The sequence below is a fragment of the Pseudomonas sp. B21-056 genome (assembly GCF_026016325.1).
Lineage (GTDB): Bacteria > Pseudomonadota > Gammaproteobacteria > Pseudomonadales > Pseudomonadaceae > Aquipseudomonas.
Genome location: NZ_CP087203.1, coordinates 4,595,136 through 4,609,827, shown reverse-complemented (window position 1 = coordinate 4,609,827; position 14,692 = coordinate 4,595,136). Strand labels below are relative to the sequence as shown.

The following is a 14,692-nucleotide window of genomic DNA, read 5'->3' as shown; positions in this document are numbered from 1 at the left end:
TTGCCAGGCGATGGCGATCCTCAAGGCAGTCAGCGAGGGCGTGATGATGAGTTCCAATTTCCAGCAGCGCCAGGGAGGGGCAGTGAGCGTATTGATGGTGATCGCGTTGGTGGCGATCTCCATGATGGCAGCGTTGGCCCTGGATGGCGGCCACATGCTGCTCAACAAGACCCGGTTGCAGAACGCGGTGGATGCCGCGGCCTTGAGCGGGGCCAAGACCTTGAGCCAGGTCACCGGTGGCCTGAACATGGCCAGCACCACTCGCACGGCGGCCCTGGATACACTGAGCAAAAACTCCCAGGCCTCGGGCAACACGGAACTGGCCACTGCCGTCGCCGGTAATCCGGGAGCATTTGCCGTGGTGGAACTGGCCAGCAGCGTCTACGGTCCGTTCTCTTATCCCGGGCCTGCCGATGCCAAGTACGTGCGGGTGTCGGTGTCGAGCTATCAACTGAACGGCTTCTTCTGGAGTTTCGTCCAGACCATGGGCAGCGCCGGCCTGGGCAATAAAAGGGTGGCGGCGATTGCCACCGCGGGGCCCAGCCCGACCTCGCCCTGTGACCTGGCGCCCTTGATGGTGTGTGGCGATCCCGCTCAATACAACCCGGCCGCCGGCAACTTCTGGGGTTATCACTTTGGTGACCTGGAGGTCCTGAAGACGGCGGCGGGCAACACCTCGCCGATCGGGCCCGGCAACTTCCAGCTGCTGGATTTCGGCTCCGGCGGCAGTGCGGTCCGGGAAGACCTGGCGGGCGGCGGTTCGGTCTGCCGCAGTGTCGGCGATAACGTCCAGACCGCACCCGGCAACAAGGCCGGCCCGACCTCCCAGGGCTTGAACACACGCTTCGGCATCTATAACGGCCCGGTCAGTGCCTCCGATTACCCACCGGACCTGGTGACCTCGTCGAGCACCCCGGCGATGACTTACGACGATGCACTCGATCAGGCGAAGTACAAAGGAAAAACCGTCACCTCGAGCAACGGCGATCTCTCGGCGGGCGGCGAGGCGATCAAGGACTACAACGACTGGCGGACCCAGGTCGCTGCCTGTGTCGGCGGGAGCGGCAGCGGCTGCCAGAGCAATGGGGTTTTCGAACGCCGGATGCTCAAGATCGTCATCGGCAACTGCACCGGCAAGCAGGGCGGTTCAACCTCGATTCCCGTGTTGGGGTTCGGCTGCTACTTCGTTGTGCAACCGGTGGATGGTGGTGGTTCGGACTCCCTGGTCTTCGGCCAGTTCGTCCAGGAATGCGAAGGCGATGGCGTACCGGGCCCCACACCGTCCACCGATACCGGCCCGCAGATCATCCAGCTCTACAAAACCTACCTCAATGGCAGTGGCAACCCGAGCACTGACTCGTAGGAGGCGTCATGGGACTTACCCAATTCAAACACCCGCAGGCCCAGCAAGGCGTGGCGCTGGTGGAGTTCACCCTGGTGCTGCCCCTGGTGTTGATGCTGTTGCTGGCCTTCGGCGAGTTCGGCCGGATGCTCTACCAGTACAACGTGCTGTTGCAGGCCAGCCGCGACGCCGGCCGTTTCGTCGCCGGCCAGGCCTGGAACTCCACGTTGGGCGGCATCGCCCTGAGCAACACCTTGTTGACCCAAACGAAAAACGTCGCGGTGTATGGCGTACCCGCCCAGGTCGGCAGTGCCGTGATATCCGGGTTGACCACGGCCAATGTGACGGTCGTTGCGGTGGGCACCGACCATGTGCGGGTCACCATCAGCTACACGTTCTGCCCGGTGATTGGCGCGGGCAATTGCGCCGGGTCGCTGCCGGGCTTTTTCGGCGCCGCCATGCCGCTGGGCATTCCGCTGGTCGCAACCACTGTGATGAGGGCGCTGTGATGAAGCCGTTTAACCACAAGTCCATGCGCGGCACCTATATCGTCGAGTTTTCCTTCGTCGGCCTGCTGGTGTTCATCCTGTTGTTCGGCGTGGTGGAGATGGGCCGGCTGTACTTCACCGCCAACGCCCTGGACGAAGCCGCGCGACGCGGTGCGCGCCTGGCGGCGGTGTGCAACATCAGCGATCCGGTGGTGTTGCGTCGGGCCATTTTCAACGCCGCGACCGACGCAGGCACCAGCCAACTGATCAGCAGCCTGGCCACCACGAACCTGGCGCTGACCTACCTGGACGTCAATGGCGCCGTGGTGGCGAATCCCACCGACACGGTCAGTGCCACCGGCTTCCGGGCCATTCGCTATGTCCGGTTGAGCGTGCAGGGTTACGTGTTCAACCTGTTCATTCCCGGCTTGGGCGTGCCCATTACCTTGCCCGCATTCAGGGCAACCTTGCCACGCGAAAGCCTTGGGCGTCATTCCGATTCCGGGGAGATCACACCATGCTGAATACCAGAGAAACCCCAGTCCCGACCGTCACCGGCAAAGCCGGGTTGCGACTGCTGATCAGCAGCCGTGACGCCGCGTCCCTGCGCGACCTGCAATGCGTCTGCCAGCGCATGCCCTGCCTGGAAGTCAGTACGCGGCTGGTGAGCAACGGGCATGTCGATCCCCTCTACGGCCTGGAACGCATGCCTGACCTGCTGCTGTTGCGGGTCAGTCATCTGTGGCGCGAAGAGCTGGCGGCGCTGCTGCAACGTCCGGCCCACGAGCGTCCGCCGATGCTGGTGTGCGGCCTGCTGGGCGACCAGGAGGCCATGCGCCTGGCCATGCAGGCCGGTGCCCGCGACGTGCTGCCCGAGCCTATCGCTGAACACGAATTGGCCGCCGCACTGAACCGCCTGGTGGCCGAGGTTCGCCTGGGCAATGGCGCCGAGGGCAAGCTGGTCGCCGTGATCGGCGCCAAGGGCGGCTCCGGTGGAACCCTGGTGGCCTGCAACCTGGCCCAGCAACTGAGCGCCCGGGCGGGCAATACCCTGTTGCTGGACATGGACCTGCAGTTCGGCAGCGTGACCCATTACCTCGACGTGGCGCAGACCCACAGCCACCTGGAAGTGCTGCAGCAGATCGACGACCTGGACAGCATCGCGCTGCGCGGTTTCTGCAGCCACTTCAGCCCGACCCTGCACGTGCTGGGCGGCCGAGCCGGCGAGCTGTGCCTGCCCCAGGACGCCCAACCGGAACAGCTCGACACCCTCCTGCAACTGGCTCGCGCCAGCTACGACTGGGTGGTGGTGGACTTACCACGGCAGATCGACCATCTCACCGGCTCCGTGCTGGAGCAGGTGGACCGGGTGTACGTGGTGGTGCAACAAAGCGTCAGCCACCTGCGCGATGCCAGCGCCCTGGTGCGGATCCTGCGCGAAGACCTGGGCGTGCGCGGGGACCAGTTGCAGATCGTGATCAACCGCTATGACAAGGCGGCCGCGATCAGCCTCAAGGACATCGGCGAGGCCCTGCGCTGCGCGAACCTGTCCAGATTACCCAATGACTTCAACCTGGTCAGCCAGAGTCAGAACACTGGCGTGCCGTTGGGGCTGCACGCGCCGAGGGCGGCCATCACCGTTGCCCTGCGCGATTTGACCGAAGACCTGGTCGGTCACCAGATGAGCACAGACAAAGGCCTGTTCAAACGCGCCTTCAACCGTTTCTTCGGGGGATGACCCATGATCAGCGATTTCCGCAACCGCTTGCGCAAACAGTCCGGTAAACCCGGTGCTTCAGTGTCTCCCCTGCACGGCGATGGCCAGCCGGATTCGACAGAGGAACTGATGGCCTGGGAACAGGCTGTCCCGGATGTGCTCTACGAAACCCGCAGCCAGGTCACGCCGGTGGAAGCCGAGTGGCGGGAAAAGATCTACCAGCAGTTGCTCAAGGTCATGGACCTGTCCCTGCTCGATGCCCTCGAACAGGTCGAGGCCTCGCGGCAGATTCGCGATATCTGCCAGCGCCTGCTCGACGAACACTCGGCACCGGTGAGCACCGCCAGTCGTCAGTTGATCATCAAGCAGATCACCGACGAGGTGCTGGGCCTTGGCCCGCTGGAGCCGTTGCTGGCCGACCACAGCGTGTCGGACATCCTGGTCAACGGGTTTGCCTCGGTCTACGTCGAGCGCTTCGGCAAGCTGCAACGCACCGACGTGCGCTTTCGTGACGACCAGCACCTGCTGAACATCATCGACCGCATCGTCTCCAGCCTGGGGCGGCGCATCGACGAGTCTTCGCCGCTGGTGGACGCCCGGCTCAAGGACGGCTCGCGGGTCAACGCGATCATCCCGCCGCTGGCCATCGACGGTCCGAGCATGTCGATCCGACGCTTCGCGGTGGACCTGCTCAACACCGACAGCCTGATCCAGGTGGGCACCATGACTCCGGCCATTGCCCTGTTGCTCAAGGCCATCGTGCGCGGGCGCCTGAACGTGCTGATTTCCGGCGGGACCGGCAGCGGCAAGACCACCATGCTCAATGTGCTGTCCAGTTTCATTCCCCATAACGAACGCATCGTCACCATCGAGGATTCGGCCGAACTGCAACTGCAGCAGCCCCATGTGGTGCGCCTGGAAACCCGGCCTTCGAACATCGAAGGACGCGGCGAGGTGAGCCAGCGGGAACTGGTGCGCAACAGCCTGCGGATGCGCCCGGACCGGATCGTCATTGGCGAGGTGCGCGGTGCCGAGGCGCTGGACATGCTCACCGCCATGAACACCGGTCACGACGGTTCCCTGACCACCATCCACGCCAACACCGCACGGGATGCACTGGGGCGAATCGAGAACATGGTGTCGATGACCGGCGCGACTTTTCCGATCAAGGCGATGCGTCAACAAATTGCCTCGGCCATCGATGTGGTCATCCAACTAGAGCGTCAAGAAGATGGCAAGCGACGCGTGGTGAGCATCCAGGAGATCAACGGCATGGAAGGAGAGGTCATCACCATGACCGAAATCTTCTGTTTTGCACGCCAGGGCATCGGCGAAAACGGCGAGGTGCTTGGCGAATATCGGCCCAACGGCATGATCCCGGCCTTTCGCGATGTACTGGCCAAGCGCGGCATCGAATTGCCGCTGACGCTGTTTCGCCCTGAGTGGATGGAGGCCAGGTCGTCATGAACAATATCCCTGCCGAATTCATCCTGATTTTCCTGGGCATGGTGTTCATTGCCGTTTTCCTGCTGTCCCAGGGCGTGGTGGTGCCGGTGTTCGGCGAAGCCGGCAAGATGCGCAAGCGTATTCGCGGGCGCCTGCATGTGCTGGAGAAGGCCAACCACCTGCCCAATATGCAAACCGTGTTGCGGCAGAAATACCTGACGCGCCTGTCTCCCCTGGAGGCCCGGCTCGAGCAGTTGCCGTTCATGGCCAATCTGACACAGCTGATCGAACAGGCCGGCCATGAGTACCGGGCCTATCGGGTGATGCTGCTCGGGCTGGTCCTGGGCGTGGCGGCCGCTGCCTTGGTGCTGATGGTTTCGCCGATCTGGTGGCTGGCATTGTTGGCGGCCTTTGCGCTGTTCTGGCTGCCGGTGCTGAAAATCCTCCGTGATCGCAGCAAGCGTTTCGCGGCGTTCGAGGAAGGTTTGCCGGATGCACTGGACGCCATGTGCCGGGCCCTGCGCGCCGGTCACCCGTTCAACGAAACCCTGCGGCTGGTGGCCGATGAGCACAAGGGCCCGGTGGCCCACGAGTTCGGCATGACCTTCGCTGACATCAACTACGGCAACGACGTGCGCCGGGCCATGCTCGGCCTGTTGGAACGCATGCCGAGCATGACGGTGATGATGCTGGTGACATCGATCCTCATCCACCGCGAAACCGGCGGCAACCTGACCGAGGTGCTTGAGCGCCTGAGCCGGTTGATCCGTGGGCGTTTTCGCTTCCAGCGCAAGATCAGGACCCTGTCGGCGGAAGGGCGCATGTCGGCCTGGGTGCTGGTGGCGATTCCTTTCGTGCTGGCGATTGCCATCGTGCTCACGAGCCCCAGCTACATGCCTGTGCTGATCAACGATCCCATAGGCCACAAGCTGATCATCGGTGCGTTCTGCGCCATGTTGATCGGGATTTTCTGGATACGGAAGATCATCCGGATCCAGGTTTGAACGCTGTCTTGCCGCGGGGTATCAATCATGGATTTTCTGCTCGGATTACTCAGTCGGTTTACCGGGAATGAAGCGTTGGCTCGCCTGCTGTTCGTCACTGCGATCGGGTTCAGTACGGTGCTGACGATAGCCGCCTTACTGTTGTTGATGCTGGGGTTGCAGGACCCGGTCCAGCGGCGCCTGGCGCTGATCAAGCGGGGCTATTCGGGTAGCGCGGCGGGGCATGACGCGCCCGGTAACCTGCAATTGCTGCTGGAGCGGATCGGCCAGCGCTTTGCCTCGGTCGACCCGAACCAGACGTCCGCCACTCAGACTTTGTTGACGCACGCCGGTTACCGCTCGGCGTCGGCGGTGCAGATGTACTGGGCCGTGCGCCTGATGTTGCCGTTGGTGCTGCTCGGCCTGGCGTTGATGGCGCTGCCGCTGATCAAGGTGCCGGTGATCATCGGCCTGCTTGGGGTGATCATGATGGTGGGCGTCGGTTGGCTGCTGCCGGCGCTCTATGTCGGCAAGCGCAAGCAGGCGCGCCAGGCCCGGTTGCGCGCCGCTTTCCCGGATGCGCTGGACCTGATGGTGGTGTGCGTCGAGTCGGGCCTGGCCTTGCCTACGACCATCGAGCGGGTGGCGGAGGAAATGGCGGTCAGCCAGGTTGAGCTGGCCGAGGAGTTGGCGCTGGTGAATGCGCAGATCCGCGCGGGCATCACCAGCACCGAGGCGCTCCGGCAACTGGCCATGCGCACGGGCCTGGAGGACATCCAGGGGTTGGTCAGTCTGTTGGCGCAGAGCATCCGCTTCGGCACCAGCGTGGCCGACACCTTGCGTATCTACGCCGATGAGTTCCGTGACCGGCGTACCCAGGCTGCCGAGGAGATGGGGGCGAAGATTGGTACCAAGCTGATTTTCCCGCTGATCTTCTGTCTGTGGCCGAGTTTTTTTCTGGTTGCGATTGGGCCGGCCATGATTGGGGTGTTCAGGGCTTTCGGAAATATGTAGTTTCGTGACGAGGCGGCCTTATAGCCGGCCTATTTGTTTTGGGCTGAGTACATATCCGTTTCTGCGGTAACGGCGGCTGGCGGTTCCGCCCTTACGGCGTGTCACTTTTGGAAGAGCGCCAAAAGTAACCAAAAACGCTTTGCCCCACCACTCGGCACCTCGCCTAGGCTCGGTGTGCCCGAACGCAGGCATTGCTCCATGGGCCGCCGCGAAGGGCCATCCATGGCCCAGCGCGGCTATCCCGGCATCCATGCCGGGATGCCCACTACGCAATACCTGCGTTCGGCCAGCGTGGTTAACGGGGCCCCAAGATCAAAAGCTCGCGAGGCGGCCTTACAGCCGGCCTGGCTCTTTCGGGTGTACGCCAATCCACTGTGTGCGGGCTTGCCCGCGAAGGCGGCCTGACAGCCGACCTGTCTCTTTCGGGTGTATGCCAATCCCATTGTGGGAGCGAGCTTGCTCGCGAAGGCGGCCTAACAGCCGGCCTGTTCTCCCGGTTGTACCTTGATCCACCTGTGGGAGCGAGCCTGCTCGCGATGGCGTCCGATCAGTCGCCATCAATGCTGACTGACAGACCGCATCGCGAGCAGGCTCGCTCCCACATTGCCCACGGCTGAATCCACTTTCTGCATCTGACCGTCAATCCCCTGTGGGAGCGGGCTTGCTCGCGAAGGCGGTCATACAGCCGACCTATCTCTCCGGCCATACCCCAATCTCATTGTGGGAGCGAGCCTGCTCGCGATAGCGGAACGTCTGTCACGCAAGTGTTGAATGTGCCGACGCCATCGCGAGCAAGCTCGCTCCCACAGGCCTGGTGGCGTAAAAAAATCGTCCGAAAGCAGCAAAGCCTTCGGACGATCTTTTGTTTCCAGGGTGACTCATTTGCTGCTGCCGATTTCTCCTCCCGAATCCTGGTCAAAGAACTCCGGAATCGGATAGTTGAAACTATTGAGCCAGCGCTGCATGGCCATTTCACGCTCGGCGGCGGAGGCGGTTTGCAGGTTGGTGGACGCTACCACACCGCGAATCTGCAATTGCATCCAGCTTTCGGTGCCTTGTTGCGCGGCCGAAGAGGGCCCCGGCTCGATTGCCCAGGCGGAGGTGGACAGGCATGCGATGCAGACGATCAACAGCTGTTTCGTTTTCATCTCTTGGACTCCTCGTAACGCTCTACTTGGCCGCGCTGGCTGAGGCATCGACTACCTCATTCGAACGGTCTGCCGGTGTCGTTCCCGTCTTGGTGGCCGAGCCCCTGATCTTCTCCGCGCGGGCCTGGGCATCCGCCACTTGTGCGGGGCTCAACTTGGCCATGCTCGCGAGTTCGGCGGCTTGCTTCCAGTTGTCCTGGTAGATCAGCAACGTCACCATATTGAGGGCGGCCAGGGAGTCCGCTTGTCTGAGCTCCATGGCGGTCATGAACTCGAAGCGCGCTTCAGGGATCCGGCGTTGGTTCAGGTAGACGACACCCAGGTCGTTGCGGATTTTTCCTTCGGTCGGGGCCATTTTCGCTGCGCGTTCCAGGTGCTCTGTGGCGCTGGCGTTGTCATTCTTGGCGGCGGCCAGTTGGCCGAGGCCATGTTCTCCATCAGCGGCCAGGCAGGTCCCGAGCAGGCTCTTGTACAACGGCTCCGCCTCGTTGCGTCCCATCAGGCGCAGCACTCGGGCCTTGCGCAGGCGGACCTGGACCAGGTCTTCGGGTAAACCTTCCAGGTTCGCCAAGGCGGCGTACAGACGCCCATCATTGGCCATGTCGTCCGCCAGGTTCAGGGCCAGTTCCTGGTCGGATCCGGGCTTGGCGCAACTGGACGGACGGGAAGCCACCACCCCGTTACTGGCACAACCGGCGAGTATCAAGGTCGCCGTTATCGCGATCACTGCTTTCATGGAATGTCCTCCGACCCCAGGCTGAGCCCCCGACCCCTTGCACATCAGGCGCCGGCTCATTGGGACAGCCCGCTACGGTTGTCGAACTCGCCGTGTTCGAGGAAGTACATGCGGTAGAAGTTCGGGTCGTAGTTGCGCAGCTGTTCGCCCGGTAATGTCGGCAGTTGCGCATTGGCGGCCAGAGGTTGGACCAGGTGCGGTGTGACGATCATCAGCAGTTCCCGCTCTTCACGGTCGATGGAGTGGTCGCGGAAGAACGCACCGAGAATCGGAATATCACCCAGGCCGGGAAACTTGTTCACCTGGGACGCATTGCGCGTGCTGATCAGGCCGCTGATGACGAAGCTTTCGCCGTCGGCCAAGGCAATGCTGGTATCGGTGCGGCGCACAGTAAGCGCGGGGACCAGCGTGCCGGCGATGTTCACGGCGTTGGTGAAGTCCAGCTCACTGACTTCCGGGGCGACCTTCAGGGCGATGCGGCTTTTACCGATGACCGTCGGTGTCAGGGTCAGGCGAATACCGAATTCCTTGTACTCGATGGACACGTTGTCGCTGCCGGCACTGGGCACCGGAATCGGTACCTCGCCGCCGGCCAGGAAGCTTGCGCTCTGTCCGCTGAGGGCCACCAGGCTCGGCCGCGCCAGGGTATAGGCAAAGCCGCTGCCTTCCAGTGCATTGATCATCAGCAAGGTCTGTCCGGTGGCGAAGGACAGGTTGAACATGTCGTTATTGACCGGCAATGAAGGCCGGACCACGCCACCAATGGTGGGCAGGGTTCTCGGTGCGCCGAACTGGAAGTTGCCACGGCTGCCGAAGATCGAAGTCGAGGCTTCCTTGAGTTTGGTCCGGCTGACCTCGACGAAACGGATGTCGGTCTGCACCTGGGCGAGTAGCATCGGGTCTTCGGAGGGCACGGTCGCAGCACTGGTCAGCGCCTCGGTGGCCCTGCCCTTGACGAAGATCATGCTCTGGCGGGGTATCTTCGAACACGCCGTCCAGACCATCAGGCTGGTAGCGCCCGGCGCTATGCCTGTGAGGATGAACGCGTCGTTGCCACTGGGCTGCACGTCGGCGATTTTCGGGTCGCCCACCGCGAGTTTCGTCACGGGGGCCAGGATGCGCAACTCGTTCTGGAGCCCCTGGCCGACCTCGAAGGTCGCCGGCAAACTGTCCAGTTGCGAACAATTGCTGGCTGCGGCTTGCGCCGCATCCAGGCCAAGGCCCATCAGGAACAGGCCATGGAGAAGGTGTTTTAAAGCGGGCGCGGTACGATAGCTCATAGAATGCTCCTCGACAGACAGGCCGTCCCTAGACTTAACCAGTTGCCTCGGATCATTTATGGGGTCCGGGGCTAACCCCCCATTTCACTGCCCGGAAATAAGCCCGGGCTGTCGAGCGGCGACTGACAGGAACAGCTCGCCTGAGAGGCGATTTGCCGGTCAGCGTGCTCGCTTCTGATTGACGGTAGCCCACCCATGGCAAAGCGCCACGCCGAAAATGAAAAAAACGTCTGAAAAGTGGCGGAGGTGAAAATTATGTCGAAAGGTGCGTCAATAAACTGTCTTTCTCGGCGCGCAGGCCCTGTGGGAGCGAGCTTGCTCGCGAAGGCAGACTACCGGCCAATGTAGAGTCGCCTGACGGATCGCTTTCGCGAGCAAGCTCGCTCCCACAGTGTTTCGCTCTCCCCAGAACCCTCCCACTTGGCCCTGAAAAAAAGGCCCGCAGGATTAACTGTGCGGGCCTTTGTGTGAGACTGATCGCAATCAGTGCTTGCTGTCCTGATCCGACATCGCCAGCAACTGCTTTTCCTGGTTCCAGTCGAAAGGCTCATCGTTCTGTTCAGCTTCGAAGCGACGTTCTTCAAGAGCCTGGTACAGGTCGATTTCCTCGTCGGGCATGTAGTGCAGGCAGTCACCCCCGAAGTACCACAGCAGGTCGCGGGGTACCAGGTGAGCGATCTGTGGATAACGGACGATCACCTGGCAGAGGAGGTCCTGGCCCAGGTATTGGCTTTCGATCGGGTCGACGGGCAGTTGCGCCCGCAACTCGTCGAAGCGCTCCAGGAACAGCGCATGGCTTTCTTCGGGAACCTGTTCGGCCTCACCTACGGCGACCAGGATGCTGCGCAAGTGGTCAAGCAAGACAAGGTGATCGGCAACGACATTGGACACGAGATAAGTCCTCAAGAGCAAAACGGGCGCGGGAGTATAAAGCGCCCGCGCCGGTTTTTACATGGCCGTGGGTCAGCATGGAGCCCAGCAATCACCGCCGCACAATCAACGAATCTTGCCCTCGGCCAGTGTCAGCGCCTCTTTGCCGAAATCATCCACGTCGATCACCTTGCGCCGTGCCGTTTCGGCCGCGTGCAGTGTCTGGGCTTCACCGGCCTGTAACACACCGGCTTCCAGGGCCGTATCGATGAGGTGTTCACCAGGAACCGGCTTGAGCTGACCGTGTTTGAGCGCAGTGTGCAGTTTTTTCTGCAATGGCTGGGCGGCCATCAGCAGGTCGGCGGCATGTTGCAGGGCGCCGACCGGGTCGTCGACCGAGTACGGGCGATAGCAGCCTTGCAGCAACTCTTCGAGGGTCGGGTCGCCTTTGGCCCGGCCGATCACCGCCGCGACTTCTGCGTCCAACCTGTCGCTCGGCCCCTTGTGGCGACGGCCGAAGGGAAACACCACGCAGCGCAGCAGGCCACCGAGCAGCCGGTTCGGGAAATTGCCCAGCAATTCGTCCAGGGCACGCTCCGACTGACCGAGGCTTTCCTCCATGGCCCAGGTGAACAGCGGCGCCATGTGGTCCGGCGAATCCAGGTCGTGATAGCGCTTGAGCGCTGCCGAGGCCAGGTAGAGGTTGCTCAGTACATCGCCCAGACGCGCCGACAGGCGTTCGCGACGTTTGAGTTCACCACCCAGCAGCATCATGCTCAGGTCCGCCAGCAGGGCAAATGCCGCTGCCTGTCGATTGAGCGCACGGAAGTAGCCCTGGCTCAGGGCGTTGCCGGGCGCGCTTTCGAAATGCCCCAGGCCCAGGTTCAGCACCAGGGTGCTGGCTGCATTACTGATGGCGAAGCCGATGTGCTTGAGCAACAAACCGTCGAACTCGACCAGCGCCTGGTCCTTGTCTTCGCGTGTCGCCAGGGCCATCTCCTTGAGCACGAACGGATGGCAGCGGATCGCTCCCTGGCCGAAGATCATCAGGTTGCGCGACAGGATGTTCGCGCCTTCCACGGTGATGAAGATCGGCGCGCCTTGCCAATTGCGCCCCAGGTAGTTGTTCGGGCCCATGATGATGCCTTTGCCGCCGTGCACGTCCATGGCGTGGCTGATGCACTCGCGGCCGCGCTCGGTCAGGTGGTACTTGAGGATCGCCGACAGCACCGAGGGCTTTTCCCCCAGGTCCACCGCGTTGGCGGTGAGCATGCGGGCGGCGTCCATCATCCAGGCGTTGCCACCGATACGCGCCATGGCTTCCTGGATGCCTTCAAAGGCGGACAACGGTACGTTGAACTGTTCTCGCACCTGGGCGTACTGGCCGGTCACCAGGCTGGTGAACTTCGCCGCCCCGGTGCCCACCGCCGGCAAGGAAATCGAACGGCCGACCGACAGGCAGTTCATCAGCATCATCCAGCCCTTGCCGAGCATGGGTTGGCCGCCGATGAGGAAGTCCAATGGGATGAACACGTCCTTGCCCCAGTTCGGCCCGTTCATGAACGCCGCGCCGAGGGGCAGGTGACGCCGGCCGATATGAACACCGGGAGTGTCGGTGGGGATCAGGGCAAGGCTGATGCCCAGGTCTTCTTCGTCCCCCAGCAAATGGTCGGGATCGTAGGCCTTGAAGGCCAGGCCGAGGAGGGTGGCCACGGGGCCGAGGGTGATGTAGCGCTTTTCCCAGTTCAGGCGCAGGCCCAGGGTTTCCTCGCCTTGCCATTCACCCTTGCAGATGATGCCTGAGTCGGGCATCGCCCCGGCGTCGGAACCGGCCAGGGGCCCGGTCAGGGCGAAGCATGGAATATCGTCGCCACGGGCCAGGCGAGGCAGGTAATGGTCGCGTTGTTCGTCGGTGCCATAGTGCAGCAGCAGCTCCGCCGGGCCGAGGGAGTTGGGGACCATCACCGTGGAGGCCAGGTCGCCGCTGCGGGTGGCCAGTTTCATCGCTACCTGGGAATGGGCATAGGCCGAGAAGCCCTTGCCGCCGTATTCCTTCGGAATGATCAGCGCGAAGAACCCGTGTTCCTTGATGTGCGCCCAGGCTTCGGGCGGCAGGTCCATGGCCTGGCCGATCTGCCAGTCGCTGACCATGGCGCAGAGTTCCTCGGTGGGACCGTCGAGGAACGCCTGCTCCTCTTCAGTCAGTTGCACCTTGGGGTAGGCCAGTAACAGGTCCCAATCCGGGCGGCCGCTGAACAGCTCGCCATCCCACCACACCGTGCCGGCGTCGATGGCATCGCGCTCCGTCTCCGACATGGGCGGCAGGGTCTTCTGGAACCAGTCGAACATCGGTGCGCTGAAGTACTTGCGGCGCAGGTCCGGCAGCAGCAAGGGGGCCGCGATGGCACCGAGCACGACCCAGAGGATCAGCATCAGCCAGCCGGGTGCATGGCTGAATATGCCCATCGCCAGCAGGTAGACCGCGACGATACCCAGCGCGGGCAGCGGGGCGGTGCGCCGATGCGCCAGCCAGGCTGTCCCGACGACCAGAACCAGTATCCACAACAACAGCATAAGGAGTCCTCCGTGAACCAGGGCAAAACCGACCCACAGAGCTTAGACGGCATCTGTAAAAGCGGCGGTCAGCGCAATGTGATTGATTTCGTGGGAAACCCCGGATGTATTGCGCCAGTCTGGTTGGCAACAATCGTGGGAAATGGTTCGTTGCCAAAGTGAGAAAGCGTCGTTGTTTGGCGGAAATGGCGTTATTACTGGCAAGGGCAGTGTAGGAGCTGGCGAAGCCTGCGATCTTTTGATCTTTTCGCTCAAGACTTGACGGGCAGTGGAAAGATCGCAGCCTCGTTGCACTCGACAGCTCCTACAGGTGTGCCCCAGCGGGGCGGTGTGAAGATAAGGATCGGTCCGGTCTCCGGGTATGACGATTTGAGTCGCGACCGATCCGGCGTATGCTGCTGCGGCACTTATTCACTGAGGGAAACCGTGATGCTGAAGATCTGGGGCCGGAAGAATTCATCGAATGTCCGCAAGGCGCTGTGGTGCGCCGAAGAGCTGGGGCTGGCCTTCGAGGCCATCGATGCGGGCGGCGCATTCGGTGTGGTGGACACGCCGGAGTACCGGGCGAAGAACCCCAACGGCCGCGTTCCCATGATCGAAGACGACGGTTTCGTGTTGTGGGAATCCAATACCATCGTGCGTTATCTGCTGGCGCGTCATGCGCCCGGTTCAGCCTGGTACCCGACCGATCCCCAGGCACGGGCCACGGCCGACAAATGGATGGACTGGACCACGTCGTCCTTTGCCGGGCCGTTTCGCACTGTGTTCTGGGGTGTCCTGCGCACGCCAGCCGAGCAGCAGGACTGGCCCGCCATCCATGCCGCAATCAAGGAATGCGAAGGCTTGCTGGCAATGGCAGACCAGGCCTTGAGCGAACAGCCCTACCTCTCGGGCGAGGACATCGGCATGGGTGACATTCCCCTGGGCTGTTTCATTTATGCCTGGCTCGAAATGCCCATCGAGCGGGCGCCACAGCCGCATCTCGAAGCCTGGTACCGGCGGCTGCAGCAGCGTCCGGCGTACCGCAAGGCCGTCATGACCGCGTTGACTTAATACTTACTATCAACGTGGGTGACTGTACTTGTGCGGCGACG

At 62.5% G+C, this 14,692-nt stretch carries 14 protein-coding genes; 9 read left to right on the top strand and 5 right to left on the bottom strand.

The window, feature by feature from the left end; translation table 11 throughout:
• Positions 1 to 10 precede the first annotated feature (10 nt).
• Genes LOY67_RS19875 through LOY67_RS19845 form a run of 7 tightly spaced genes read left to right on the top strand, consistent with a single transcriptional unit; the run spans position 11 to position 6,990 of the window.
• A complete protein-coding gene (locus tag LOY67_RS19875) occupies positions 11 to 1,363 on the top strand; it encodes a TadE/TadG family type IV pilus assembly protein (RefSeq protein ID WP_265064084.1) in 1,353 nt (450 codons plus the stop codon).
• A gap of 8 nt (positions 1,364 to 1,371) precedes the next feature.
• The gene (locus LOY67_RS19870) at positions 1,372 to 1,851 is read left to right on the top strand and encodes a TadE/TadG family type IV pilus assembly protein (RefSeq protein ID WP_265064083.1); all 480 of its coding nucleotides are present in this window, start codon (positions 1,372 to 1,374) and stop codon (positions 1,849 to 1,851) included.
• Positions 1,851 to 2,354, top strand: coding sequence for a TadE family protein (locus LOY67_RS19865; protein ID WP_265064082.1), 504 nt, complete (start codon positions 1,851 to 1,853; stop codon positions 2,352 to 2,354). The genes LOY67_RS19870 and LOY67_RS19865 overlap by 1 nt, the downstream gene beginning before the upstream one ends.
• Positions 2,348 to 3,568: an AAA family ATPase gene (locus tag LOY67_RS19860; protein WP_265064081.1), complete on the top strand. Its 1,221-nt coding sequence runs from the start codon at positions 2,348 to 2,350 to the stop codon at positions 3,566 to 3,568. The genes LOY67_RS19865 and LOY67_RS19860 overlap by 7 nt, the downstream gene beginning before the upstream one ends.
• A 3-nt stretch (positions 3,569 to 3,571) precedes the next feature.
• Positions 3,572 to 5,014, top strand: coding sequence for a CpaF family protein (locus tag LOY67_RS19855; RefSeq protein WP_265064080.1), 1,443 nt, complete (start codon positions 3,572 to 3,574; stop codon positions 5,012 to 5,014).
• The gene (locus tag LOY67_RS19850) at positions 5,011 to 5,997 is read left to right on the top strand and encodes a type II secretion system F family protein (protein WP_265064079.1); all 987 of its coding nucleotides are present in this window, start codon (positions 5,011 to 5,013) and stop codon (positions 5,995 to 5,997) included. Before LOY67_RS19855 ends, LOY67_RS19850 begins: the two co-directional genes overlap by 4 nt.
• 27 nt (positions 5,998 to 6,024) lie before the next feature.
• Positions 6,025 to 6,990 (top strand): type II secretion system F family protein, encoded by a 966-nt coding sequence (locus tag LOY67_RS19845; RefSeq protein WP_265064078.1) that lies wholly within the window; start codon positions 6,025 to 6,027, stop codon positions 6,988 to 6,990.
• Between the two features lie 878 nt (positions 6,991 to 7,868).
• Here the strand turns inward: LOY67_RS19845 and LOY67_RS19840 are convergent.
• From LOY67_RS19840 to LOY67_RS19820, 5 genes are all read right to left on the bottom strand, one after another.
• Positions 7,869 to 8,138 (bottom strand): DUF3613 domain-containing protein, encoded by a 270-nt coding sequence (locus LOY67_RS19840; protein WP_265064077.1) that lies wholly within the window; start codon positions 8,136 to 8,138, stop codon positions 7,869 to 7,871.
• 22 nt (positions 8,139 to 8,160) lie between these two features.
• Positions 8,161 to 8,874, bottom strand: a complete 714-nt coding sequence (locus tag LOY67_RS19835; protein WP_265064076.1) for a tetratricopeptide repeat protein — start codon at positions 8,872 to 8,874, stop codon at positions 8,161 to 8,163.
• Positions 8,875 to 8,930: 56 nt separating this feature from the next.
• Positions 8,931 to 10,154: a type II and III secretion system protein family protein gene (locus tag LOY67_RS19830; RefSeq protein WP_265064075.1), complete on the bottom strand. Its 1,224-nt coding sequence runs from the start codon at positions 10,152 to 10,154 to the stop codon at positions 8,931 to 8,933.
• Between the two features lie 483 nt (positions 10,155 to 10,637).
• On the bottom strand, positions 10,638 to 11,045 hold the full coding sequence (locus LOY67_RS19825) for a PA2817 family protein (RefSeq protein WP_024776930.1): 408 nt from the start codon (positions 11,043 to 11,045) through the stop codon (positions 10,638 to 10,640).
• A 105-nt stretch (positions 11,046 to 11,150) separates the two neighbouring features.
• Complete coding sequence (locus LOY67_RS19820; RefSeq protein ID WP_265064074.1) at positions 11,151 to 13,598, bottom strand: acyl-CoA dehydrogenase; 2,448 nt, start codon at positions 13,596 to 13,598, stop codon at positions 11,151 to 11,153.
• Positions 13,599 to 13,610: 12 nt separating this feature from the next.
• On the opposite strand from LOY67_RS19820, the gene LOY67_RS19815 reads away from it, so the two are divergent.
• Both LOY67_RS19815 and LOY67_RS19810 read left to right on the top strand, forming a co-directional pair.
• Positions 13,611 to 13,760 carry a hypothetical protein gene (locus tag LOY67_RS19815; RefSeq protein ID WP_265064073.1) on the top strand — a complete coding sequence of 50 codons (150 nt, stop codon included), beginning with the start codon at positions 13,611 to 13,613 and terminating at the stop codon, positions 13,758 to 13,760.
• Positions 13,761 to 14,027: 267 nt separating this feature from the next.
• Positions 14,028 to 14,651 carry a glutathione S-transferase family protein gene (locus tag LOY67_RS19810; RefSeq protein ID WP_265064072.1) on the top strand — a complete coding sequence of 208 codons (624 nt, stop codon included), beginning with the start codon at positions 14,028 to 14,030 and terminating at the stop codon, positions 14,649 to 14,651.
• The last annotated feature ends 41 nt before the right edge of the window (positions 14,652 to 14,692 follow it).